Here is a 23,365-nt window from a genome sequence, read left to right as displayed (position 1 = left end):
TCCTACATAAGGGCGGCGTCAATCGGTCTTCTTGCGCTTGTTGCCGGTCGCCGGGATCGGCTGCACCACCCCGTAGCGTTCCGTCGACGGCTTGCCCTTGAGCTTGGGGAACTTCAGCGGCGCCGGTTCGATCTTGGTATCCGGCAAGCGCGAGAGCAGATCGCGGATCAGGCTCAGCCGGCCTTGGCGTTGATCGTTGAAATCGACCAGGGTCCACGGCGCATGCGCGGTGTGGGTCGCTTCGAGCATGGCTTCGCGCGCCTGGGTGTAATCGTCGTAGTGCTTCCGCGCGCCCAAGTCGATCGGCGACAGCTTCCAGCGCTTGAGCGGGTCTTCCAGGCGTTCGGCGAAGCGCTGCTCCTGCTGTTCCTGGTCGCAGCACAGCCAATACTTGAACAGCAGGATGCCGTCGTCGGTCAGCAACTTCTCGAACGCCGGCGCCTGGCGCAGGAAGGCCTGGACCTGCTCCGGCGTGGCGAAGCCCATTACCCGTTCGACGCCGGCGCGGTTGTACCAACTGCGATCGAACAGGACGATCTCGCCGGCGGCCGGCAGATGCGGCACGTAGCGCTGGAAATACCACTGCCCGCTCTCGCGTTCGCTGGGCTTGGACAGCGCGACGATGCGGCACTGGCGCGGGTTGAGGTGGTCGGACAGGGCGCCGACCACGCCGCCCTTGCCGGCAGTGTCGCGGCCTTCCAGCAGCACCGCCACGCGCCGGCCGCTGTGCTGCAGCCAGCGCGCCATCGCCACCAGCTCCAGCTGCAAAGGTTCGAGCTGGGCTTCGTATTCCTTGCGCTTGAGCGGCTTGCTCATCGGGCGGCCTTCTTGCTTGCGCGTTTGCGCGGCGTGCGCGGCGGCGCGCTGCGGCGGGTGCCGGCCATGCCGGCGGCGACCTCGAGCAGGGCGCCTTGCTGGCGCGAGTTGAGCGCGCGGTAGGCGGCGAGCAGATCGTGTTCGCCCTGGGTGCGGGCCGGGTCCAGGGTGCTGGCCAGTTCGGCCAGCAGGGCGCCGGCCGGCACGCCGAAGGCGCGCGCGAGCGCATCGAGCTGATCCTTGCCGGGCAGTTTCTCGCCGCGCAGCCAGGCGCTGACCGTCGCCGCGCCGGCGCGCGGTATCGCGGTGGCCAGGTCGGCGACGCTGAGGCCGCTGGCCTTGGCCAGCAAACGCAAGGTCGTGTCCAACGACATGCCGATCACTCCTTCAGGCGCGGACGCAGGGTGGCGAGATTGCACGGCTTGGTACGCGCGTCGAGCTGAGCGCGGACGATCTTGTCCCAGGCGGTGCGGCAGGCCGAGGTCGACCCCGGCAGGCAGAACAGGAAGGTGGCGTTGGCCAGGCCGGCGAACGCGCGCGATTGCAGGGTCGAGGTGCCGATCTCATCGAAGCTGATCGCGCGGAACAGCTCGCCGAAACCCGGCATCTCCTTGTCCAGCAACGGCAGCAGCGCTTCCGGAGTCGAATCGCGACCGGTGAAGCCGGTGCCGCCGGTGACCAGGATGCCGTCGACCGCTGGATCGGCGATCCACTGCGAGACGACCGCGCGCATCCGGTAGCGGTCGTCGGGCAACAGCGCGCGCTCGGCCAGGCGGTGGCCGGCGTCGCTCAGCGATTGCACCAGATAGTCGCCGGAGCTGTCTTCGGCCAGGGTGCGCGTGTCCGACACGGTCAACACGCACAGATTCAGGGGAATGAAATCGCGTTCGGCGGTCATGCGCGCAGCCTAGCGCAAAACGCAGGCGGCGAAGTGGGCCGCGCGGGTCAGCGCTCCGGCCCCTGCAGCGGCGCCGGCGCCAGGCCCTTGCGCTGGCGCCGCGCCAGCGCAAGGGTCATCGCGGCGAAGTCGACCGCGAAGCCGTCCATGTCGAACAGGCCGCTGTCGGCGCGGCGCGCGGCCAGCTCGGCGCGCAATGCGGCCAGTGCGGCGGGGTCGTTGCCCAGCGCGGCGGCGCGTTCGACGAAGGCGGCATCGTCGGCGACGTTGAGCGAGTCCAGGCCGAGGTGGTGGTTGAGGCTGCCGGCGACGCGCGCGGCGAAGGTCGCGCCGGGCGCGGTCAGCACCGGGCAGCCGGCCCAGATCGCATCGGAGGCGGTGGTGTGGGCGTTGTAGGGACCGGTGTCGAGGAACAGGTCGGCGTGGCCGAGCCGGGCCAGGTACTCGGCCTGCGGTTGCTTGGGCATGAACACCAACCGCTCCGCGGCCACGCCTTCGGCCGCGGCGAATTCGCGCAGGCGCTGGTCGGCGCGGCCTGGGCCCGACAGCAGCCACAGCAGGCTGCCGGGCACGGCGCGCAGCACCGCCAACAGGCGCGCGACGCTGCGCGGGTTCAACTTGTAGCTGTTGTTGAAACAGCAGAACACCACGCCCGTGTCCGGCAGGCCGCACTCGGCGCGCGTCGGCGCCGGGGCCGGCACGCGGCGGGTGTCGGAGGGCTGGAAGCAACGCGGCAGCCAGGCCGGGGTTTCGCTGAAGTCGGCGGCCAGGGATTCGGGCAGCACGTAGCGATCGGCGAGCACATAGTCGATCCACGGCGCGCCCGAAGTGCCCGGATAGGCCAGCCAGTTGACCTGCACCGGCGCCGGCCGCATCGCCAGCACTTCCGGCGTGCCGCCGCCGCCCCAGCCGCGCAGGTCGTACAGCACGTCGATGCCGGCACGGCGGACGGTCGCGGCGATTTGCGCATGCGGCTGCTGGGACACGTCGTGCAATGCGTCGGAGGCGGCGTGCAGGCGCTTGCGGATCGCGCTGCCGTCGTCGCGGTTGAGCGCGAACAGATGCACGGACAGGCCGCCGCGGCGGTGCAGGGCCTCGAACAGGGCCACCGTCAGCAGGCCGGTGGGATGGGCGCCGAAACCGTTGGACAAAAAGCCGGCGCGTACCGGCGCCGCGGCCTCGCGCGCAGGCGCCGGCGGCAGCGGTCGCACCGATTGCGCGACCAACTGCGCGCGCAGGCTGGCGCAGCGGCGTTGTTCGGCGGCGCTGGCGTCTTCGCTGAGAAAGGCGAAGGGTTCGACCGAGGCGCGGCCTTGCGCCACCGCTCCGCGAACCAGCCGCGACAGCGCCGGCAGCTCGCGCCAATCGCATAGTTTGCGCCGCCAGGCCAGCAGATAGGCGGCCAGCTGCGGCTCGCGCGGCGCCAGCGCATAGGCGCGGCCGTAGGCGTCGAGCGCGCCCTCGGCGTCGCCTACGTCTTCCAGCGCATGCGCCAGCCAGACCGCGATGCCCGGATGTTGCGGCGCCGCGCGTGCGGCCTCGCGCAGGCTGGCGACCGCGTCCTCGCGCCGCCCCTGCATCCATTGCGCGCGGCCCAGCCGCGCCAGCGCCTCCGGATGCCCGGGCCGCAGCGCCAGCGCGCGCCGCGCGGCGGTCTCGCCGCTGCGCGCGTCGCCGGCGTCGAGTTCGTGCTCGGCCAGAACTATCCAGGCCATCGCATCGCCGGGATTTCGCTGCAAGGCCTGGCGCAGCGGCAGGCGCGGATCGTTCATCGCGTCGAGTTCCGTGCGGCGCTCACGCCGCGGCCAGCGGCAGGTGATAGCGCTGGGTGCCGTCGTAACGTTGCCAGCCGGCGGCATCGTACAGCGCCTGGGCCTGGCGATTATCGTGGTCGGTTTCCAGTTCCAGCCGTACCGCGCCGTCGGCGCGGGCGAACTCGACCGCCGCGTCGAGCAAGGCGCGGGCGACGCCGCGGCGGCGCGCGTCGGCGTCGACGTAAAGATCGTTGAGCACCCACACCCGCGCCGCGCGCACCGAGGAGAACGTCGGATACAACTGCACGAAGCCGGCACCGTCGCGGCCGTCCAGGTTCGCCAGCCACAGCGCCGAATCGCCGCGTTGCAGGCGTTGGGCGATGAAGTCGCGCGAGCGGCCGGCGTCTTCGCGGCGGGTGTAGAAACAGCGGTAGCGCTCGAACAGCGGCGCGAGCAGATCGAGGTCGCCGGGGCCGGCGCGGCGGACGGAAAGGCTCATGCGGGAGGCGGTCCGATCGGGGAGGCCCGATTATGGCCGCAGCCGTCGTGCGGCGTCATGACCGCCGGCTGCGAATCCGCAGCGACGTTGTAGCACGGGCGTTGGCCGCGACCCACCGCAGCGGTGTGCGCAAGTGATGCGGTAGAAGACCGGGGGCGAGCGTGGCCGGAAAACCCACCGATCTTCCGGGCGGTGGATCGTTCGCTTCCGTTCGTCGCTGCGGTTGTCGCGGCTTATGGCCGGAAGAAATCCCTGGAGGGACGCCGCTCCTACAGCGGGAGCGGATTCAATCGGCCGACAGCCGCGCCAGCTCGTCGGCCTGGTGCTCGTGGATCAGGCGGCCGATCAGCGCGTCGAGATCGCCGGCGACGATGTTGGGCAGGTCGTACAGGGTCAGGCCTTCGACACGGTGATCGGTGATCCGGCCTTGCGGGAAGTTGTAGGTGCGGATGCGCTGGCTGCGGTCGCCGCTGCCGACCTGCAAGCGCCGGTCCTGGGCCTGCGCCGCCGCGGCCTTGGCCGCCGCGGCATCGGCGAGCATCGCCTGCAGGCGCTTGAGCGCCTTGTCGCGGTTGGCGTGCTGGCTGCGCTCGGTCTGGTTCTCCACCACCGTGCCGGTCGGGACGTGGGTGATGCGGATCGCCGATTCGGTCTTGTTGACGTGCTGGCCGCCGGCGCCGGAGGAGCGGAAGGTGTCGATCTTCAGGTCGGCCGGGTTGATCTCGATCGGCTCGCCTTCCGGCTCGACCGCGATGATCGCCACCGTCGCCGCCGAGGTGTGGATGCGGCCTTGCGACTCGGTTTCCGGCACCCGCTGCACGCGGTGGGTGCCGGACTCGAACTTGAGCCTGGAATAGGCGCCGCGGCCTTCGACCCGGGCGATGATTTCCTTGTAGCCGCCGTGCTCGCCGGGGTTGGTCGATTCGATCTCGACCTTCCAGCCCTGGCGCTCGGCGTAGCGCGCATACATGCGGAACAGATCGCCGGCGAAGATCGCCGCCTCGTCGCCGCCGGTGCCGGCGCGCACCTCCAGGTACAAATCGCCTTCGTCGCGCGGATCCTTGGGGATCAGGTGGGCGAGCAGTTCCACGTCCAGGCGCTGCAATCGCTCCTGCGCCGCGGCGATCTCCTCCTCCGCCAGCTCCCGCAGCTCCGGGTCCGAACGCATCGCCTCGGCCGCGGCCAGGTCGGCCTTGGCGCGGGTCTCCTCGGCCAACGCCAGCGCCACCGGTTCGAGCTGGGCGAACTCGCGCGAGAACTTGCGGAAACGCTCGCTATCGCCGATCACGCCCGGGTCGGCGAGCAGGCGCTCGAGTTCTTCGCGGCGTTCGACGAGCGCTTCGAGTTTGCGGCGCAGGGTGGGGGTCATTGGCGGGCCGGGAATGGGGAACAGGGAATAGGGAATCGAAACGGCAGCAGCGCAACGACGCTAACGCTCGTCGGCGTCCGGCGAATCCGCCGTATCCATTCCCCATTCCCCATTCCCCATTCCCGGCTTCACCGCCGGAAACATCTTGTCCGCCGCCCGCGCCAGCTCCGGATTGCCGGTCAGTGCCGCCTCGCGCAGGGCCACGGTCGGGGCGTGCAGGAGGCGGTTGGTCAGGGTGTTGGCGAGGAAGTTCAGCACCTGGGCCGGGTCCTGCCCGGCGGCGAGCTGGGCCTGGGCCTTGGCCAGGACTTCGGCGCGCGCGACTTCGCCGTGCTCGCGCAGGCGCTTGATCGGCGCGGTGCGGGTGCTGGCGGCGAGGGTTTCGACGAAACGCGCGACCTGCAGCTCGACGATGGCCTCGGCTTCGGTGGCGGCCTCGCGGCGGCTGCGGCGGTTGTCTTCGATCGCCCGCTCCAGATCGTCGACGGTGTACAGGAACACGTCTTCCAGGTCGGCGACGTCGGCGGCGATGTCGCGCGGCACGGCCAGGTCGAGCAGCAGCATCGGCCGATGCTTGCGTTGCGCGCGCGCGGCGGCGACGTCGGCGCGGCGCAGGATCGGTTCGCGGCTGGCGGTCGCCGACAGGACGATGTCGGCTTCCCCCAGGTGGCGGTCGAGTTCGCTCAGCGGCAGGGCGAAGCCGCCGTGGCGGCTGGCCAGGTCCTGGGCGTGGGCGAGGGTGCGGTTGGCGATCAGCAGGCGCTTGGCCTTGGCCTGGACCAGGTGGCGCGCGGCCAGCTCGATGGTCTCGCCGGCGCCGATCAGCAGCACGGTCGAGTCTTCCAGCCGGGCGAAGGATTCCTGCGCCAGCCGTACCGCGGCCGAAGCCACCGAGACGGGATTGGCGCCGATGCGGGTGTCGGTGCGGGCGCGCTTGGCGGTCGAAAAGGCTTGCTGGAACAGTCGGTCGAGCTGGCTGCCGAGGCTGCCGGCGGCGCGCGCCACCGCCCAGGCGTCCTTGACCTGGCCGAGGATCTGCGGCTCGCCGAGCACCAGCGAGTCCAGCCCGGTGGCGACCCGGAACAGGTGGCGCACCGCATCGGCGTCGCGGTGACGGTACAAATAAGCGTGCAGATCGCCGGCATCGTCGGGATGCGTAGCCAGCCACTCGGCCAGGGCGCCGCCGTCGTCGTCGGCGACCGCATAGACCTCGGTGCGGTTGCAGGTCGACAGCAGCGCGACTTCGCGCACCGGCGCCAGAGCGCGCAGCGCGGCCAGCGCCGCCGACACCGCGTCGCCGGAGAACGCCACCCGTTCGCGCAGGCTGACCGGCGCGGTCTGGTGGTTGATCCCGAGCACGAACAGGCTCATCGGTGCGAGCGGTTTCCCATCGTCGCGCCGGCCGGGCGCATCGCCGTCGCAACGCGGCGAAAAAGTTTCATCGTTCGGCGAGGGCGGCGGGACATCGGTTCAGGTGCTTGCGATAAGCTGCGGGCTGCTGAAGGCCGCCATTCTACCGGCCCACTGGTCCCGACGTGGTTTTCTACGCATCGATTTTCCCGATCGGTCCCATAGACGCCGCCTGCGACGCGGCCGGCGACGGCAGGAACGCCGCCCCCGCGCCGCGCGCGACGGCGCTGGCCCGGCGCATCGGCGCCGCCCTGGTCGGCCTGCTGCTCGCCGCCCCGGCGCTGGCCGCGACCGTGCCCTCGGCGCCGTCTGCCGCCGCGCTGGCCGCCGCCCGGACCACCATCCGCGAGCGCGCCGCCGCCGACCCGACCGGCGCCTCGCTGGAAGCGCTGATGAGCGGCGAATTCGCCCTTCAGGCCGGCAAGCTGAACGATGCCGCCGCGGCCTATCTCAAGGCCGCGCGCGCGGCCGGCGACCGCGAGCTGGCCGAACGCGCGACCAACATCGCCGTGCTGGCCAAACAGGACCAGGTCGCCGGCGAGGCCCTGGCGCTGTGGCGCAAGCTCGGCGGCCAGGGCGGCGGGGTGGCCGCGGCCGAGGCCACTTTGTCGCTGCGCCGCGGCGACGATCGCGCGGCCCTGCGCCAGCTCAACGAATTGATGGCCGCCGACCCCGAGGCCGGCTGGCGCCAGGTGCTGGTGGTGCTGACCACCGGCTCGAAGAACCCGGAACAGGCCGGGCGCGTGCTGGAGAAGATCGTCGACGGCGGCAAGATCCCGCCGCGCAATCTGATGGCCTGGGTCGCCTTCGGCGGCTTGTCGCAGCGCCTGGACCGGCCCAAGCTGACCGAGCGCATCGTCGAGGAAGTGGTCGAGCGTTTTCCGGGCGAGCCGCGCGTGGCCCTGCTGCGGGTCAGCCAGTTGCGCGAAGACGGCAAGACCGACGAAGCGCGCAAGCTGCTGCAGACCCTGGAGCCGCAGGCCGACCGCGACACCAGCCTGCGCGCGCTGGTCGCCGAACAGTACGAGGCGCTGAAGGACTTCCAGGCGGTCGCCGCCGTGCTCGGGCGCGGCCCGCAGGACGAGCAGACCTACGCGTTGCGCGCGTCCTATCTGGCCCGCGCCGAAGACAAGCCGACCCTGACCCGGCTCTATGACGAGCTGCGCGCCAGCGCGGCCAAGCCCGATCCGGCGCGGCGTCTGTTGCTGGGGCAGTTGGCCGAGTTCCTGGAGCGCAACGAAGAGGCGCTGACCTGGTACCAGGGCGTGCCGGGCGGTTCGCAGCGTTCGCTGGCGCGCCTGCGCAGCAGCAACGTGCTGCACAAGCTCGACCGCGCCGACGAGGCCTATGCCAACCTGCGCGCGATGCAGGCCGACGCCGCGATCCAGGACGACGCGCGCCGCGACGCTTATCTGCTGGAAGCCAACCTGCGCGCCGACGACAAGAACGACGCCGGCGAGAGCGATGCCTTCGCCCGCGGCCTGGCGGCGTTCCCGGACGAGCCGGAAATTCTCTACGCCCGCGCTCTGAGCTGGGAGCGCCGCGACGACATCGCCCGCGCCGAGGCCGATCTGCGCCGGATCCTGGTCGCCGAACCGGACAACAGCGCCGCGCTGAACGCGCTCGGCTACACCCTGGCCGACCGCACCACCCGCTACCAAGAAGCGCTGGAGCTGATCGAGCGCGCCCGTGCCGCCGAGCCGAACAACTACGCGGTGATCGACAGCTACGGCTGGGTGCTGTATCGCCTGGGCCGGGTCGCCGAGGCCGAAACCGAACTGCGCCGGGCCCTGACCCTGCAGAAGGACGCCGAAGTCGCCGCCCACCTGGGCGAAGTGCTGTGGCAGACCGGCAAGCGCGAGGAAGCGCGCAAGTATTTCGATCAGGCCAAGCAGATCGATCCCGACAACCGCTCGCTGCTGCGCGCGCTGAAGAAGCTGGGTTTATGAGCGCCGCAGCCCCTCTGTCCGCGCCGCGTCCTGCGGCGCGCCTGTTCGGTGTCGCGGCCTTGGCGCTGCTGCTCGGCGCCTGCGCCAGCGCGCCGGGCAAGCGTTCGCCGCCGTCAGGGCAGGTCGTGCCGGCCGCCGACGCCGCTGCGCGCGAGGCCGCGCGCGTCGCCCGCCTGCGCGGCCAGGACGCGTGGGCGTTGAGCGGCCGCATCGCCGTGTCCAACGCCGGCAAGGGCGGCAGCGGCCGGATCGAATGGAACCAACGTGGCGACGCCTTCGACGTGGCGCTGAGCGCGCCGGTGACCCGGCAGAGCTGGCGGCTGAGCGGCGGCCCCGACGGCGCCCGCCTGGAAGGGCTGGACGGCGGTCCGCGCGAGGGCGGCGACGCCGCCGCGTTGCTGCGCGAAGCCACCGGCTGGGAGATCCCGGTCGCGGCCTTGGCCGACTGGCTGCGCGCGCTGCCGGCCGGCGGCGGCGCGCAGGCGCAGATCGCCCCGGAGGCCGACGGCCGCCCGCAATCGATCGAGCAGGGCGGTTGGCGGATCGGCTACGAATGGCCGGCGACCGGCGACTTGCCGGCGCGGCTGGACGCGCGCCGCGACGGTGCCCGGGTGCGCTTGATCGTGGACCAGTGGCAGGGGCTGGCCGACGCCGATTCCAGCATGCCCGAGCCCGCTGCCGAGAGCCAGGCCGAGCAACTGCAGCGCGAGCTGTCGCAGCTGGATCTGAACGATCCGGCCGCCGACCTGCGCCGCAACGTCGCCCGAGGCGACCGGCGCCCGATCGGCGTGTGCGGTTTCGCCTGCCTGGCGCCGGGGCTGCCTCAGGGCGAGCAGCCCCAGCGGCAGGGCCTGCGGATCTTGTCCGGTACCGGCGATGTGGTCGAAGGCGAGCGCCATGAACGCCTGATCGAACAGGCCCGGGCCTATGCCACCGCCTACAACCGGGCCCTGGGCGACTGGTTGCGCGCGCATCCGTCCCGCTCGCCCCGTCCCTGACGATCGCCGGTTCACCCGACTCGCCGTTGCGCCCCGCCATGTCCGATCCGCTTCCCTTCGCCGCCAACACCGAGCCTGGCTGGTCGATCTGGCCTGCCCCGGCCAAGCTGAACCTGTTCCTGCGCATCGTCGGCCGCCGCGCCGACGGGTATCACCTGTTGCAAACCGTGTTCCGTCTCCTGGATTGGGGAGACACGATCCGCCTGCGCCTGCGCAGCGACGGCCGGGTGGTCCGCCACGGCGGCTCGGTGGCCGGCGTGGCCGAGGCCGACGACCTCACCGTGCGCGCCGCTCGCCTGCTGCAAGCGGAGTCAAAATGCAGTCAAGGTGTCGACATCGTCGTCGAAAAGCGTATTCCGGCCGGCGGCGGCTTCGGTGGCGGCTCGTCCGACGCGGCGACCGTGCTGGTGGCCCTGGATGCGCTTTGGGGCACCAACCTCGGCGTCGAGCGCCTGGCCGCGCTGGGCTTGCGCCTGGGCGCCGACGTGCCGGTGTTCGTGCGCGGCGATAACGCCTGGGCCGAGGGGGTGGGCGAGGACCTGCGCCCGATCGCGCTGGCGCCGGCCTGGTATGTGCTCGCCGACCCCGGCGTCCATGCCCCCACCGCGGCCCTGTTTCAATCCCCTGAATTGACGCGGGATGCCGCGCCCGCGACAATATCGGACTTCGTTTCGGGTTCGCCGCTCGGGAATGCGTTCGAGCCGGTGCTGCGTCAGCGCGAGGCCGCCGTCGAGGCCGCTTTCGCCGCTCTGTCGCGGATCGGTTCGCCACGCCTGACCGGCTCCGGCAGCGGCTGTTTCGTCGAGTTCGCGAGTCGCGAATCGGCGCAGGCGGCGCTGGCGGAACTGCCCTCCGGCCTGCGGGCCTGGGCAGCCGGCGGCGCAGCGCGCTCGCCGCTGCGCGATGCGCTCGAAGCGAGAAGCTGAAAACACGCGTGAACACACAGGGGCGTCGCCAAGTGGCCCAAGGCACCGGGTTTTGATCCCGGCATTCGTAGGTTCGAATCCTACCGCCCCTGCCATTTCGTGGGATTGGAGATTTGGGATTCGGGATTCGTACCAAGGCACGACATCGCAGCCGCCGCTACGAATCCCGAATCCCAAATCCCGAATCCCGGTCAAAGACAGTGCAAAACGATCGCAACCTGTTGGTGTTCAGCGGCAACGCCAACCGTCCGCTTGCCGAAGCGGTGTGCAAGGAGCTCGGCATCCGGCTCGGCAAGGCCCTGGTGGGCCGCTTCTCCGATGGGGAAGTGCAGGTCGAGATCGAAGAGAACGTGCGTCGTCAGGAAGTGTTCGTCATTCAGCCGACGAACGCGCCGACGGCCGAGAATTTCATGGAACTGCTGGTCCTGATCGACGCGCTCAAGCGCGCCTCGGTGGCCAGCGTGACCGCGGTGGTGCCGTACTTCGGCTACGCCCGCCAGGACCGCCGCCCGCGTTCCTCGCGCGTGCCGATCACGGCCAAGGTCGCGGCCAAGATGTTCGGCGCGGTCGGCGCCGACCGGGTGCTCACGGTCGATCTGCATGCGGATCAGATCCAGGGCTTCTTCGACATCCCGGTCGACAACGTCTACGCCTCGCCGCTGCTGCTCGCCGATATCTGGCGCGCGCACGGCACCGACAACCTGATCGTCGTGTCCCCGGACGTCGGCGGCGTGGTGCGCGCGCGAGCGATCGCCAAGCGCCTGGACGACGCGGACCTGGCGATCATCGACAAGCGCCGTCCGCGCGCCAACGTCGCCACGGTGATGAACATCATCGGTGACGTGTCGGGCAAGACCTGCGTGCTGGTCGACGACATCGTCGACACCGCCGGCACCCTGTGCGCCGCCGCGGCGGCGCTCAAGGCGCAGGGCGCGCAGAAGGTCGTGGCCTACTGCACCCACCCGGTGCTGTCGGGCGCGGCCATCGACAACGTGACCAAGTCGCAGCTGGACGAGCTGGTGGTGACCGACACCATCCCGCTGACCGCCGCGGCGCGGGCCACCGGCCGCATCCGCCAGCTCAGCGTCGCCGAGCTGCTGGCCGAAACGATCCGCCGCATCGCCTTCGGCGAGTCGGTCAGCTCGTTGTACGTCGACTGATTTCGGGATTGGGGATTCGGGATTAGGGATTCGTTGAAGCAGGGGCGGCGCCACCGCCTTGCGAATCCCAAATCCCGAATTCCCATTCCCCGCTCCAAAGGCTCACCTGGTCGCGGGTGAGTCTCCAAGCCGCCGCGAGGCGGTCTCAACGCTGTAAAACCGAGTACAAGCAAATGTCCGAACACATCATCAAGGCCACTGGCCGCAACGTCGAGGGGAAGGGTGCGAGCCGCCGCCTGCGTCGTGCCGCCAGCATCCCGGCCATCGTCTACGGCGGCACCGCCGCTCCGCAGCCGGTCCAGCTCGACCACGAGAAGATCTGGCTGGCCAGCCAGCACGAGTGGTTCTACTCCTCGATCCTGAGCCTGGACGTCGACGGCAAGGTCGAGCAGGTTCTGCTGCGCGACATGCAGCGCCACCCGTTCAAGCAGATCATCATGCACCTGGACTTCCAGCGCGTCGACGCCAACCAGGCGCTGCGCGTGGCCGTGCCGCTGCACTTCCTCAACGAAGACAAGTCGCCGGCCGGCAAGTCCGCCGATGTCGTGGTCACCCACGAGCTCAACGAAGTCGAAGTCAGCTGCCTGCCGAAGGACCTGCCGGAGTTCATCGAAGTCGATCTGTCGGCGCTCAAGGTCGGCGACATCGTCCATCTGTCGGAGCTGAAGCTGCCGAAGGGCGTGGAAATCCCCGAGCTGAAGCTGGGCAAGGAACACGACGTCGCCGTCGTGATCGCCAAGCACGGCAAGGAAGAGGTCGTCTCCGACGCCGAGGCCCCGGCCGCCGAAGTGCCGGCCGCCAAGGTCTCGAAGAAGGACGAAGACAAGAAGTGATCGCTCGCCGGCGCGCTCTTTCGGGCGCGCCGGCTCGCGTTCGCGGATTGTCTTGATCCATGGCGGGACTGCGCCTGATCGTCGGCCTGGGCAACCCCGGCGCCGAATACACCCGGACCCGGCACAACGCCGGGTTTTGGTTTGTGGACGCCCTGAACGAGAAGTTCGGCGGCCGCTTCGGCCTGGAGTCCAAGCTGTTCGGCGAGACCTCGAAGATCGAGATCGCCGGCCGGCCGGTGTGGCTGCTCAAGCCGGCCACCTTCATGAACCTCTCCGGCAAGTCGGTGGCCGCGGCGTTGCGCTACTGGAAGATCGAGCCGGACGAGGCGCTGTTGGCGCACGACGAACTCGACCTGGCGCCGGGCACCGCGCGGCTCAAGTTCGACGGCGGCCACGGCGGCCAGAACGGCCTGCGCGACACCGTCCAGCACCTGGGGCACGGCAAGTTCCACCGCCTGCGCCTGGGTATCGGCCATCCCGGCCACAAGGACAGGGTCACCCCCTGGGTGCTCGGCCGTCCCGGCAAGGACGACGAGGCCGTCATCCTGCGCGCCATCGACGACGCCATCGACGTCATGCCACTGGCCGTGCAGGGCAATTTCCTGGACGCGATGACGCGTCTGCACACGCAGCGGCATTAGGGATTGGGGATTCGGGATTGGCAAGAGCCAACGCTGGGCTTTTGCGAATCCCGAATCCCGAATCTCGAATCACGGACCAAAACATGGGCATCAAATGCGGCATCGTCGGCCTGCCCAACGTCGGCAAGTCGACCCTTTTCAACGCGCTGACCAAGGCGGGCATCGCCGCGGCCAACTTCCCGTTCTGCACCATCGAGCCGAACGTCGGTGCGGTGCCGGTACCTGACCCGCGCCTCAATGCGCTGGCGGAGATCGTCAAGCCGCAGAAGCTGATCCCGACCGCGGTCGAGTTCGTCGACATCGCCGGGCTGGTCGCCGGTGCGGCCAGCGGCCAGGGCCTGGGCAACAAGTTCCTGGCCCACATCCGCGAGGTCGATGCGATCACCCACGTGGTGCGGTGCTTCGAGCACCCGGACGTGATCCACGTCAACAACAAGGTCGACCCGATCGCCGACATCGAGACCATCGACACCGAGTTGGCCCTGGCCGACCTGGAGAGCGTCGAGAAGGCGCTGCAGCGCGCCGAGCGCTCGGCCAAGACCGGCGACAAGGAGGCCGTGGCGCGCAAGGAGATCCTCGGCCGGGTCCGTGCCGGGCTCGACGCCGGCAAGCCGGCGCGCGCGCTGGACCTGTCGGACGACGACAAGGCCGCCCTGCGCGACCTGTTCCTGCTGACCCTCAAGCCGGTCATGTACGTGGCCAACGTGCTCGAGGACGGGTTCGAGAACAATCCGCACCTCGACGCTGTGCGCGCCCGCGCGCAAGCCGAGGGCGCCCAGGTGGTGCCGATCTCGGCGGCGATCGAGGAGGAGCTGAGCCAGCTCGACGACGCCGACCGCGACGCCTTCCTGACCGACCTGGGCCTGGACGAGCCGGGCCTGAACCGCCTGATCCGTGCCGGCTACGCCCTGTTGGGCCTGCAGACCTATTTCACCGCCGGGGTGAAGGAAGTGCGCGCCTGGACGGTCAAGGCCGGCTCGACCGCGCCGCAGGCCGCGGCGGTGATCCACACCGACTTCGAGAAGGGCTTCATCCGCGCCGAAACCATCGCCTACGACGATTTCATCAAGTACAAGGGCGAGGCCGGCGCCCGCGACGCCGGTCGCCTGCGCCTGGAGGGCAAGGAATATCGCGTCCAGGAAGGCGATGTGTTGCACTTCCGGTTCAATGTTTGAGTAGACTGTGCGGCCTCGCGCGGCGCCCCGGTTTCGGGCGCCGGGCAGGGCGGCCGGAGGCGGCGGCGGTTTCGAAAAGTTTGCGTGAAAACGCGTTGACAAGTCGAAAATCGCACGCCAGAATTACGGGCTCTTCGGAGGGATACCCAAGCGGCCAACGGGGGCAGACTGTAAATCTGCTGGCTCACGCCTTCGGTGGTTCGAATCCACCTCCCTCCACCAGTTTCAACGCGACGGTCGGCAGTAGGATTCGGCGCGACGCTCCAGCGGTTCGGGGCGGGCAACAAAGCAAGTTCCAACGCTGTAACGGCAGTACGCGGCGCGGGAGTAGTTCAATGGTAGAACCTCAGCCTTCCAAGCTGATGGTGCGGGTTCGATTCCCGTCTCCCGCTCCATTGAATCGCCGCCGCAACGCGCCGTAGCAGTCACCGAGTTTCACGCTCACGTAGCTCAGTCGGTAGAGCACCTCCTTGGTAAGGAGGAGGTCGCTGGTTCGATTCCAGTCGTGAGCACCATTCATTGCAGTACCGGCTGCTTTACCAACAGCCACCGCGACATCTAGACCCACATACGAGAAGCGACAGCCATGGCCAAGGGTAAATTCGAGCGCACCAAGCCGCACGTGAACGTCGGCACGATCGGTCACGTCGACCACGGCAAGACCACGCTGACGGCCGCTCTGACCAAGGTCGGCGCCGAGCGTTTCGGTGGCGAGTTCAAGGCGTACGACGCGATCGACGCGGCGCCGGAAGAAAAGGCTCGCGGCATCACGATCTCGACCGCGCACGTGGAATACGAATCGGCGACGCGCCACTACGCGCACGTCGACTGCCCGGGCCACGCCGACTACGTGAAGAACATGATCACCGGTGCGGCGCAGATGGACGGCGCGATCCTGGTGTGCTCGGCCGCTGACGGCCCGATGCCGCAGACCCGCGAACACATCCTGCTGTCGCGTCAGGTCGGCGTGCCGTACATCGTCGTGTTCCTGAACAAGGCCGACATGGTGGACGACGCCGAGCTGCTCGAGCTGGTCGAGATGGAAGTGCGCGAGCTGCTGACCAAGTACGAGTTCCCGGGCGACGACACCCCGATCATCCACGGTTCGGCCCGTCTGGCGCTGGAAGGCGACCAGAGCGAAATCGGCGTGCCGGCGATCCTGAAGCTGGTCGACGCGCTGGACACCTTCATTCCGGAGCCGGAGCGCGCGATCGACAAGCCGTTCCTGATGCCGGTGGAAGACGTGTTCTCGATCTCGGGCCGCGGCACCGTGGTGACCGGCCGTATCGAGCGCGGCATCATCAAGGTGGGCGACGAAATCGAAATCGTCGGCATCCGTCCGACCCAGAAGACCACGGTCACCGGCGTCGAAATGTTCCGCAAGCTGCTGGACCAGGGTCAGGCGGGCGACAACGCCGGTCTGCTGCTGCGCGGCACCAAGCGCGACGACGTCGAGCGCGGCCAGGTGCTGGCCAAGCCGGGTTCGATCACCCCGCACACCGAGTTCGAAGCCGAGGTGTACGTGCTGTCGAAGGACGAAGGCGGCCGTCACACCCCGTTCTTCAAGGGCTACCGTCCGCAGTTCTACTTCCGCACCACCGACATCACGGGCGCCGTGACCCTGCCGGAAGGCGTGGAAATGGTGATGCCGGGCGACAACGTGAAGATGACCGTCGCCCTGATCAACCCGGTCGCGATGGACGAAGGCCTGCGCTTCGCGATCCGCGAAGGCGGCCGCACCGTCGGCGCCGGCGTGGTGGCGAAGATCATCAAGTAATCCGTTCCGGCCGGCAGGTCCGGTCGGTCGGTTCGCTCGATCGCTTTATTCCTGCGGCGACCCTCGGGTCGCCGCAGGCGTTTCCGGCCTCCCGCCCGTCGCTGGCGGGTTGGCTGAATGGGGTCAGGATTCGCCGCTAGGGCGGGGCAGGGCGTCGACTTGCGCTGCCCGGTTCGATGCGGTTAGAATGCGCGACCACCGCGTCCGGCTCGTTTTTAGGGTCGGGCGCAACCAGCGAAATGAGGGGCAGGATGCGCCTCGTATTCGCCAGACAGGGATATGTCGCACGGCCGCGCTCCGTACGTTCCGGGCCCCGAATGCAGGGCTTCCAAGGAACGCTAGACGGGGCGCTTCGTGCGTTCTGCTCAGTCTGGGCGGGCCGGGTGACCGGGCCGCCTTAGCTTTTCCAGGCAAGGAAGCTCCGGGGCGAGGGTGTTGCCCTGGAGTGTTTGCGTTTTCGTGGGGCCGGCGCACCCAGAAGCCGTCCCGTCGCTCTTTTAACCAAGGAATTCCGTCATGGCGGACCAAAAGATCCGGATCCGGCTGAAGGCGTACGATCATCGACTGATCGACCGCTCGGCCAGCGAGATCGTCGAGACGGCCAAGCGGACCGGCGCGCAAGTGCGCGGCCCGATCCCGCTGCCGACCAAGATCGAGCGCTACACCGTTCTCGTCTCCCCGCACGTCGACAAGGACGCGCGCGACCAGTACGAGACCCGCACGCACAAGCGCGTGCTCGACATCGTCGACCCCAACGACAAGACCGTGGACGCGCTGATGAAGCTCGAGCTCGCGGCGGGCGTCGACGTCCAGATCAAGCTGACCTGAGGCAACCACCATGACCGCGAAGAAGTATTCGTTGGGCATCGTCGGTCGCAAGGCCGGCATGAGCCGTTTCTTCACTGAAGACGGCAAGTCGGTTCCGGTGACCCTGATCGAGGCGACCCCGAACCGCATCACCCAGATCAAGACCGAAGACACCGACGGCTACAGCGCCGTGCAGGTCACGGTCGGCGTGCGCCGCGCTGCGCTCGTCAACAAGCCGGAAGCCGGTCACCTCGCCAAGGCGAAGGTCGAAGCCGGTCGCGGCCTGTGGGAGCTGCGCGTGGAAGCCGACCAGATCGGCGCTTTCGAAGTCGGCGGCGAAATCAAGGCCGACATCTTCGAAGCCGGCCAGCTGGTCGACGTCCAGGGCGTGACCAAGGGCAAGGGCTTCCAGGGCACGATCAAGCGCTGGAACTTCCGCATGGGCGACGCGACGCACGGCAACTCGCTGTCGCACCGCGCGCCGGGCTCGATCGGCCAGCGCCAGACCCCGGGCCGCGTTTTCCCGGGCAAGAAGATGTCCGGCCACATGGGCGCCGTGCAGCAGAGCACCCAGCGTCTTGAAGTGGTCAAGGTCGACGCCGAGCGCGGCCTGATCGCGATCAAGGGCGCCGTGCCGGGCGCGCCGGGTGGCGACGTCATCGTCCGTCCCTCGAGCAAGGCATAAGGAGAGATGACGATGGAACTCACCATCAACAACAGCAGCAAGACGCTGTCGGTCTCCGACGCGATCTTCGGCCGCGAGTTCAGCGAAGACCTGGTCCACCAGGTGGTCGTTGCCTACCGCAACGCCGGTCGCGCCGGCACCAAGGCGCAGAAGACCCGCGCCGAAGTCAACGGCACGACCAAGAAGTCGAAGAAGCAGAAGGGCGGCGGCGCGCGTCATGGCGCGCTGACGGCTCCGATCTTCGTCGGCGGCGGCGTGACCTTCGCGGCCAAGCCGCGCAGCTTCGCGCAGAAGGTCAACCGCAAGATGTATCGCGCCGCGATCGCCGCGATCCTGTCCGAGCTGAACCGTCAGGGCCGCATCACGGTCGTCGAGAGCTTCGAGATCGACGCTCCGAAGACCAAGGGCCTGATCGAGAAGCTGAAGGGTCTGTCGGTCGGCCAGCGTCCGCTGATCGTCACCGAAGACGCGACCGAGAATCTGTACCTCTCGGCCCGCAACCTGCCGTACGTCGAAGTGCGTGATGTCCAGGGCCTGGATCCGGTCGCCCTCGTCGGCGCCGACTCGGTCGTGTTCACCGCCGAGGCGGTCAAGAAGATCGAGGAGTGGCTGGCATGAACGACGCCAAGCTCTACAGCATCATCCGCGCGCCGCGCGTGTCCGAAAAGACCGCCCGTCTGCAGGAAGTTTCCAACCAATACGTCTTCGAAGTCTCGACCGAAGCTACCAAGGCCGACATCAAGGTCGCCGTGGAAAAGCTGTTCGACGTCAAGGTCGAGGCGGTCAACGTGGTCAACGTGAAGGGCAAGAACAAGGCCTTCCGTTTCCGCATGGGCCGTCGCGGCGACTGGCGCAAGGCGTACGTGAAGCTGGCCGAAGGCCAGTCGATCGACGTGATGGCCAAGGCCTGAGGAAAGATCCATGGCATTGATGACTTTCAAGCCCACTTCCGCCGGCCGCCGCAACGCGGTCCGCGTCGTGACGCCGGGCCTGCACAAGGGCGCGCCGCACGCGGCGCTGGTCGAAAAGCAGAGCAAGAGCGGCGGTCGTAACCACCACGGCCGCATCACCACCCGTCATATCGGTGGTGGTCACAAGCAGCACTACCGCATCATCGACTTCAAGCGCGACAAGGAAGGTATTCCGGCGCGCGTGGAGCGGATCGAATACGATCCCAACCGCACCGGGCACATCGCGCTGCTGTGCTACGTCGATGGCGAGCGTCGTTACATCATCGCCCCGAAGGGCCTGAAGGACGGCGACCAGGTGATCGCGGGCCGCGACGCCCCGATCCGCGTCGGCAACACGCTGCCGCTGACCAACATCCCGGTCGGCTCCACCGTGTGCTGCGTCGAAATGAAGCCGGGCAAGGGCGCCCAGCTGGCCCGCGCGGCCGGCGCCAGCGCCTACCTGGTGGCTCGCGAGCAGGGCTACGCCACGCTGCGTCTTCGCTCCGGCGAAATGCGCAAGGTGCCGGTCGAGTGCCGCGCCACCATCGGCGAAGTCGGCAACGACGAGCACAACCTGGAGAAGCTCGGCAAGGCCGGCGCCAAGCGTTGGCGCGGCATCAAGCCGACCGTTCGCGGCGCGGCCATGAACCCCGTCGACCACCCGCACGGTGGCGGTGAGGCGAAGGCTGGCCAGGGCAACCCGCATCCGGTCACCCCGTGGGGTGTTCCGACCAAGGGTTACAAGACGCGCAAGAACAAGCGCACCACGCAATTCATCGTGCGCGATCGCAGGGGTTAATCGAACATGGCACGTTCACTGAAGAAGGGCCCGTTCGTCGACCATCATCTGATGAAGAAGGTCGAAACGGCGGGCAACAACAAGAAGCCGATCAAGACCTGGTCGCGCCGTTCGATGGTGCTGCCGGAGATGGTGGGCTTCACGATCGCCGTCCACAACGGCAAGAACCACATCCCGGTGCTGGTCAACGAAAACATGGTTGGCCACAAGCTTGGCGAGTTCGCCCTGACCCGTACGTTCAAGGGTCACGGCGGCGACAAGAAGTCGGGCAAGTAAGGAGATGACCATGGAAGCGAAAGCCATCCTGCGCACCGCGCGCATCTCCCCGCAGAAGGCCCGCCTGGTCGCCGACCAGGTGCGCGGTCTGTCCGCCGAGCGCGCCGTCAACCTGCTGAAGTTCTCGGACAAGAAGGCTGCTGCACTGATCCGCAAGGTCGTGGAGTCCGCCATCGCCAACGCCGAGAACAACCAGGGCGCCGACGTCGACGAGCTCAAGGTCAAGACCATCATGGTTGACGAGGGTCCCGCACTGAAGCGCTTCATGGCGCGTGCGAAGGGCCGCGGCACCCGCATCCTCAAGCGCACCAGCCACATCACTGTGGTTGTGGGCGCCGGCAAGTAAGGCGGAGTAGACAATGGGTCATAAAGTTCATCCGACCGGAATCCGCCTGGGCATCGCCAAGGATTGGAATTCCAAGTGGTTCGCCAACAAGAAGCAGTACGCCGAGTACCTGGCGGCTGACCTGAAGGTTCGCGAAATGCTGCGCAAGAAGCTGGCTCAGGCCGGCATCTCGAAGATCTTCATCGAGCGTCCGGCGAACAACGCCCGCGTCACGATCCACACCGCCCGTCCGGGCGTGGTGATCGGCAAGCGCGGCGAGGACATCGAGAAGCTGCGCAAGGAAGTCAGCGCGCTGATGGGCGTTCCGGCGCACATCAACGTGACCGAGGTCCGCAAGCCGGAACTCGACGCGCAGTTGGTCGCCGAGTCGATCGCGCAGCAGCTCGAGCGCCGCATCATGTTCCGCCGCGCGATGAAGCGTGCGGTCGGCAACGCGATGCGCCTCGGCGCCCTGGGCATCAAGGTCAACGTCGCCGGCCGCCTGAACGGCGCCGAGATCGCGCGTTCGGAGTGGTATCGCGAAGGCCGCGTGCCGCTGCATACCCTGCGCGCCGACATCGACTACGGCTTCGCCGAAGCCAAGACGACCTACGGCATCATCGGTATCAAGACCTGGATCTACAAGGGCGAAGTGTTCGACTTCTCCCAGGTCGGCCAGGAGAAGCAGGACGATTCGCCGCGCAGCGAGCGTGGTGACCGCGGCGATCGCGGTGATCGTAACGACCGCCCGGGCCGTCCTGCCCGCGAACAGAGGTAATCCGCCATGTTGCAACCCAAGCGAACCAAGTACCGCAAGGTACACAAGGGCCGCAATGAGGGCCTGAGCTGGAACGGCAATGCCGTCAGCTTCGGCGAATACGGCCTCAAGGCGACCGCTCACGGCCAGCTGACCGCGCGTCAGATCGAAGCGGCCCGCCGCTCGATCAGCCGCTACGTCAAGCGCGGCGGCAAGATGTGGATCCGCGTGTTCCCGGACAAGCCGATCACCAAGAAGCCGATCGAAGTCCGAATGGGCTCCGGTAAGGGCAACGTCGAGTACTGGGTCGCCCAGATCCAGCCCGGTCGCATGATTTACGAGATCGAAGGCGTGGCCGAAGACGTGGCGCGCGAAGCGTTCCGCCTGGCCGCCGCCAAGCTCTCGGTGACCACCACTTTCGTTACCCGGACGGTGCGCTAATGGAACTCAAGCAACTGCGCGAGAAGTCGGCTGACGAGCTCAAGGCTCACCTGGTCGAACTGCATAAGGAGAGCTTCGCTCTCCGCATGCAGAAGGCCACCGGTCAGCTCGCCAAGACCCATGAGGCCCGCCGTGTTCGCCGCGAGATCGCTCGCGTGAACATGCTGCTGGGCGAGAAGAAGTAAGGATCCGCCATGACCGACAACAAGACAGAGAAGGCGCTGCGCACGGTTGAAGGCCGGGTCGTCAGCAACAAGATGGACAAGACCGTCACCGTGCTCGTCGAGCGCCAGGTCAAGCACGCGCTGTACGGCAAGTACATCCGTCGCTCGACCAAGCTCCACGCTCACGACGCCGAGAACGCCTGCAAGGAAGGCGATATCGTGCGCGTGAAGGAGATCGCTCCGCTGTCCAAGACCAAGAACTGGAGCGTGGTTGAAATCGTCAGCCGCGCGGCCGAATAAGAGGAGGGCTGAACCATGATCCAGATGCAAAGCTACCTCGACGTGGCCGACAACTCCGGTGCCAAGGAAGTGATGTGCATCAAGGTGCTCGGCGGCTCCAAGCGCCGTTACGCGCACATTGGCGACATCATCAAGGTCACCGTGAAGGACGCGATTCCGCGCGGCAAGGTCAAGAAGGGCGACGTCTACGACGCCGTCGTGGTCCGCACCCGCAAGGGCGTTCGTCGCCCGGACGGTTCGCTGATCCGCTTCGATGGCAACGCTGCGGTGTTGCTCAACAACAAGCATGAGCCGATCGGCACCCGTATCTTCGGGCCCGTGACTCGCGAGCTGCGCTCGGAGAAGTTCATGAAGATCGTTTCGCTCGCGCCCGAAGTGCTCTGAGCGGAGGAACTAGACCATGAACCGTATCAAGAAGGGCGATCAGGTGATCGTCACCGCCGGCAAGGACAAGGGCAAGAAGGGCGACGTGGTGCGCGTGCTCGGCGACAAGGTCGTCGTCGCGAACATCAACGTCGTCAAGCGCCACACCAAGCCGAACCCGCAGGCCAACCAGCCGGGCGGCGTGGTCGAGCGCGAAGCGCCGATCCACATTTCCAACGTCATGCTGTTCAACCCGGCCACCGGCAAGGGCGAACGCATCGGTTTCAAGGTGCTGGAGGATGGACGCAAACTGCGCGTGTTCCGCTCCAGCGGTGAGGCGGTCGACGCCTGAGGAATGCTGAAATGACCACCCGGCTCGAAGAGTTCTACAAGAAAGAAGTGGTTCCGGCGCTGACTGAAAAGTTCGGCTACAAGAACCCGATGGAAGTGCCGCGCCTCGTCAAGATCACGCTGAACATGGGCGTGGGCGAAGCCGCCACCAACAAGAAGATCCTGGAAAATGCCGTCGCCGACATGACCAAGATCGCCGGCCAGAAGCCGATCGTGACCAAGTCCCGCGTGTCGGTGGCTTCGTTCAAGATCCGCGACGGCTGGCCGATCGGCGCCAAGGTCACCCTGCGCCGCGCCAAGATGTTCGAGTTCCTGGACCGCCTGATCAACATCTCGCTGCCGCGCGTCCGCGACTTCCGCGGCGTGTCGGGCCGTTCGTTCGACGGCCGCGGCAACTACAACATGGGCGTCAAGGAACAGATCATCTTCCCGGAAATCGACTTCGACCAGGTCGACGCCCTGCGCGGCATGGACATCGCGATCACCACGACCGCGAAGACCGACGCCGAGGCCAAGGCCCTGCTCGAAGCCTTCCGCTTCCCGTTCCGCAACTGAGGCTAGGATCGAACAATGGCTAAGACCTCCATGGTCAACCGCGACCTCAAGCGGACCAAGCTGGTGAAGAAGTTCGCCGCCAAGCGCGAAGCGCTGAAGAAGATCATCTCCAGCGAATCGGCTTCGTACGAAGAGAAGATGGACGCCGTGGTCAAGCTGCAGAAGCTGCCGCGCGACTCCTCGCCGAGCCGTCAGCGCAACCGCTGCGCCCTGTCGGGCCGCTCGCGTGGCGTGTACAGCAAGTTCGGCCTCGGCCGCAACAAGCTGCGCGAAGCCACCATGCGCGGCGACGTTCCGGGCCTGCGCAAGGCAAGCTGGTAAAAGTCTGTTATGCTTGCCGGCTCCCCGGGCTCCAGCCCGGGGACGGACCCACCAGCGCGGCCTCCG

The 23,365-nt window shown here is 68.0% G+C and carries 30 protein-coding genes and 4 tRNA genes; 27 read left to right on the top strand and 7 right to left on the bottom strand.

Going from position 1 to position 23,365, the window contains the following annotated elements; genetic code table 11:
- Positions 1-18 precede the first annotated feature (18 nt).
- The 7 genes from ppk2 to hemA all read right to left on the bottom strand — a co-directional run bounded on the left by ppk2 (position 19) and on the right by hemA (position 6,707).
- Positions 19-816, bottom strand: coding sequence for a polyphosphate kinase 2 (gene ppk2 / locus TX83_RS07640; protein WP_064747338.1), 798 nt, complete (start codon positions 814-816; stop codon positions 19-21).
- Entirely contained in the window at positions 813-1,190 is a 378-nt protein-coding gene (locus tag TX83_RS07635; protein ID WP_064747357.1) for a helix-turn-helix domain-containing protein, read from the bottom strand. Before TX83_RS07635 ends, ppk2 begins: the two co-directional genes overlap by 4 nt.
- A gap of 5 nt (positions 1,191-1,195) precedes the next feature.
- Positions 1,196-1,714, bottom strand: coding sequence for a molybdenum cofactor biosynthesis protein B (moaB, locus tag TX83_RS07630; RefSeq protein WP_064747336.1), 519 nt, complete (start codon positions 1,712-1,714; stop codon positions 1,196-1,198).
- A gap of 47 nt (positions 1,715-1,761) precedes the next feature.
- The gene (locus TX83_RS07625; protein WP_064747334.1) at positions 1,762-3,486 is read right to left on the bottom strand and encodes a tetratricopeptide repeat protein; all 1,725 of its coding nucleotides are present in this window, start codon (positions 3,484-3,486) and stop codon (positions 1,762-1,764) included.
- A gap of 22 nt (positions 3,487-3,508) precedes the next feature.
- Complete coding sequence (locus TX83_RS07620) at positions 3,509-3,967, bottom strand: GNAT family N-acetyltransferase (protein ID WP_064747332.1); 459 nt, start codon at positions 3,965-3,967, stop codon at positions 3,509-3,511.
- Between the two features lie 286 nt (positions 3,968-4,253).
- Positions 4,254-5,336 (bottom strand): peptide chain release factor 1, encoded by a 1,083-nt coding sequence (gene prfA, locus TX83_RS07615; protein WP_064747331.1) that lies wholly within the window; start codon positions 5,334-5,336, stop codon positions 4,254-4,256.
- A gap of 60 nt (positions 5,337-5,396) precedes the next feature.
- Positions 5,397-6,707: a glutamyl-tRNA reductase gene (gene hemA / locus TX83_RS07610; RefSeq protein ID WP_064747329.1), complete on the bottom strand. Its 1,311-nt coding sequence runs from the start codon at positions 6,705-6,707 to the stop codon at positions 5,397-5,399.
- A gap of 332 nt (positions 6,708-7,039) precedes the next feature.
- Between hemA and TX83_RS07605 the strand changes: the two genes are divergently transcribed.
- From TX83_RS07605 to rpsN, 27 genes are all read left to right on the top strand, one after another.
- Positions 7,040-8,695: a tetratricopeptide repeat protein gene (locus TX83_RS07605; protein ID WP_425606099.1), complete on the top strand. Its 1,656-nt coding sequence runs from the start codon at positions 7,040-7,042 to the stop codon at positions 8,693-8,695.
- Positions 8,692-9,693, top strand: a complete 1,002-nt coding sequence (gene lolB, locus TX83_RS07600) for a lipoprotein insertase outer membrane protein LolB (RefSeq protein ID WP_075575044.1) — start codon at positions 8,692-8,694, stop codon at positions 9,691-9,693. Before TX83_RS07605 ends, lolB begins: the two co-directional genes overlap by 4 nt.
- Positions 9,694-9,731: 38 nt before the next feature.
- The gene (gene ispE / locus TX83_RS07595) at positions 9,732-10,619 is read left to right on the top strand and encodes a 4-(cytidine 5'-diphospho)-2-C-methyl-D-erythritol kinase (protein ID WP_064747328.1); all 888 of its coding nucleotides are present in this window, start codon (positions 9,732-9,734) and stop codon (positions 10,617-10,619) included.
- A gap of 18 nt (positions 10,620-10,637) precedes the next feature.
- Positions 10,638-10,714: transfer RNA gene (locus TX83_RS07590), tRNA-Gln, on the top strand.
- Positions 10,715-10,819: 105 nt separating this feature from the next.
- A complete protein-coding gene (locus TX83_RS07585) occupies positions 10,820-11,779 on the top strand; it encodes a ribose-phosphate diphosphokinase (protein WP_064747326.1) in 960 nt (319 codons plus the stop codon).
- Positions 11,780-11,952: 173 nt separating this feature from the next.
- Positions 11,953-12,612: a 50S ribosomal protein L25/general stress protein Ctc gene (locus TX83_RS07580; RefSeq protein WP_064747325.1), complete on the top strand. Its 660-nt coding sequence runs from the start codon at positions 11,953-11,955 to the stop codon at positions 12,610-12,612.
- A gap of 59 nt (positions 12,613-12,671) precedes the next feature.
- A complete protein-coding gene (pth, locus tag TX83_RS07575) occupies positions 12,672-13,253 on the top strand; it encodes an aminoacyl-tRNA hydrolase (RefSeq protein ID WP_064747324.1) in 582 nt (193 codons plus the stop codon).
- Positions 13,254-13,336: 83 nt separating this feature from the next.
- Positions 13,337-14,428 (top strand): redox-regulated ATPase YchF, encoded by a 1,092-nt coding sequence (gene ychF, locus TX83_RS07570; protein ID WP_064747323.1) that lies wholly within the window; start codon positions 13,337-13,339, stop codon positions 14,426-14,428.
- A gap of 136 nt (positions 14,429-14,564) precedes the next feature.
- A tRNA-Tyr gene (locus tag TX83_RS07565) sits at positions 14,565-14,650 on the top strand.
- 99 nt (positions 14,651-14,749) lie between these two features.
- Positions 14,750-14,823, top strand: a tRNA-Gly gene (locus tag TX83_RS07560).
- 44 nt (positions 14,824-14,867) lie between these two features.
- Positions 14,868-14,943: transfer RNA gene (locus TX83_RS07555), tRNA-Thr, on the top strand.
- A gap of 71 nt (positions 14,944-15,014) precedes the next feature.
- Entirely contained in the window at positions 15,015-16,205 is a 1,191-nt protein-coding gene (tuf, locus tag TX83_RS07550) for an elongation factor Tu (protein WP_064747322.1), read from the top strand.
- A 516-nt stretch (positions 16,206-16,721) separates the two neighbouring features.
- A complete protein-coding gene (gene rpsJ, locus TX83_RS07545; protein ID WP_022968186.1) occupies positions 16,722-17,033 on the top strand; it encodes a 30S ribosomal protein S10 in 312 nt (103 codons plus the stop codon).
- Positions 17,034-17,043: 10 nt separating this feature from the next.
- Entirely contained in the window at positions 17,044-17,697 is a 654-nt protein-coding gene (gene rplC, locus TX83_RS07540) for a 50S ribosomal protein L3 (protein ID WP_064747321.1), read from the top strand.
- Positions 17,698-17,703: 6 nt separating this feature from the next.
- Positions 17,704-18,315, top strand: a complete 612-nt coding sequence (rplD, locus tag TX83_RS07535; RefSeq protein WP_425605950.1) for a 50S ribosomal protein L4 — start codon at positions 17,704-17,706, stop codon at positions 18,313-18,315.
- Complete coding sequence (gene rplW, locus TX83_RS07530) at positions 18,312-18,608, top strand: 50S ribosomal protein L23 (protein WP_064747320.1); 297 nt, start codon at positions 18,312-18,314, stop codon at positions 18,606-18,608. The genes rplD and rplW overlap by 4 nt, the downstream gene beginning before the upstream one ends.
- Positions 18,609-18,618: 10 nt before the next feature.
- Positions 18,619-19,446: a 50S ribosomal protein L2 gene (gene rplB, locus TX83_RS07525; RefSeq protein ID WP_064747319.1), complete on the top strand. Its 828-nt coding sequence runs from the start codon at positions 18,619-18,621 to the stop codon at positions 19,444-19,446.
- Between the two features lie 6 nt (positions 19,447-19,452).
- Positions 19,453-19,722, top strand: coding sequence for a 30S ribosomal protein S19 (gene rpsS / locus TX83_RS07520; RefSeq protein ID WP_057943874.1), 270 nt, complete (start codon positions 19,453-19,455; stop codon positions 19,720-19,722).
- A 10-nt stretch (positions 19,723-19,732) separates the two neighbouring features.
- A complete protein-coding gene (gene rplV / locus TX83_RS07515; RefSeq protein ID WP_056176302.1) occupies positions 19,733-20,068 on the top strand; it encodes a 50S ribosomal protein L22 in 336 nt (111 codons plus the stop codon).
- Positions 20,069-20,081: 13 nt separating this feature from the next.
- Positions 20,082-20,825, top strand: coding sequence for a 30S ribosomal protein S3 (gene rpsC / locus TX83_RS07510; protein WP_064747317.1), 744 nt, complete (start codon positions 20,082-20,084; stop codon positions 20,823-20,825).
- A 6-nt stretch (positions 20,826-20,831) separates the two neighbouring features.
- The gene (rplP, locus tag TX83_RS07505) at positions 20,832-21,245 is read left to right on the top strand and encodes a 50S ribosomal protein L16 (RefSeq protein ID WP_055902334.1); all 414 of its coding nucleotides are present in this window, start codon (positions 20,832-20,834) and stop codon (positions 21,243-21,245) included.
- The gene (gene rpmC / locus TX83_RS07500; protein WP_064747316.1) at positions 21,245-21,430 is read left to right on the top strand and encodes a 50S ribosomal protein L29; all 186 of its coding nucleotides are present in this window, start codon (positions 21,245-21,247) and stop codon (positions 21,428-21,430) included. Before rplP ends, rpmC begins: the two co-directional genes overlap by 1 nt.
- Before the next feature lie 9 nt (positions 21,431-21,439).
- Entirely contained in the window at positions 21,440-21,709 is a 270-nt protein-coding gene (rpsQ, locus tag TX83_RS07495) for a 30S ribosomal protein S17 (protein WP_064747315.1), read from the top strand.
- A 15-nt stretch (positions 21,710-21,724) separates the two neighbouring features.
- Positions 21,725-22,093 (top strand): 50S ribosomal protein L14, encoded by a 369-nt coding sequence (rplN, locus tag TX83_RS07490; RefSeq protein ID WP_064747314.1) that lies wholly within the window; start codon positions 21,725-21,727, stop codon positions 22,091-22,093.
- A 16-nt stretch (positions 22,094-22,109) separates the two neighbouring features.
- On the top strand, positions 22,110-22,424 hold the full coding sequence (gene rplX, locus TX83_RS07485; RefSeq protein WP_064747313.1) for a 50S ribosomal protein L24: 315 nt from the start codon (positions 22,110-22,112) through the stop codon (positions 22,422-22,424).
- A gap of 11 nt (positions 22,425-22,435) precedes the next feature.
- The gene (gene rplE, locus TX83_RS07480) at positions 22,436-22,978 is read left to right on the top strand and encodes a 50S ribosomal protein L5 (protein ID WP_057948545.1); all 543 of its coding nucleotides are present in this window, start codon (positions 22,436-22,438) and stop codon (positions 22,976-22,978) included.
- A 15-nt stretch (positions 22,979-22,993) separates the two neighbouring features.
- Positions 22,994-23,299, top strand: coding sequence for a 30S ribosomal protein S14 (gene rpsN, locus TX83_RS07475; protein ID WP_064747312.1), 306 nt, complete (start codon positions 22,994-22,996; stop codon positions 23,297-23,299).
- Positions 23,300-23,365 lie beyond the last annotated feature (66 nt).

The organism is Lysobacter antibioticus HS124 (genome assembly GCF_000336385.2).
Classification (GTDB): domain Bacteria; phylum Pseudomonadota; class Gammaproteobacteria; order Xanthomonadales; family Xanthomonadaceae; genus Lysobacter; species Lysobacter firmicutimachus.
This window is presented reverse-complemented; position numbering and strand designations above follow the sequence as displayed.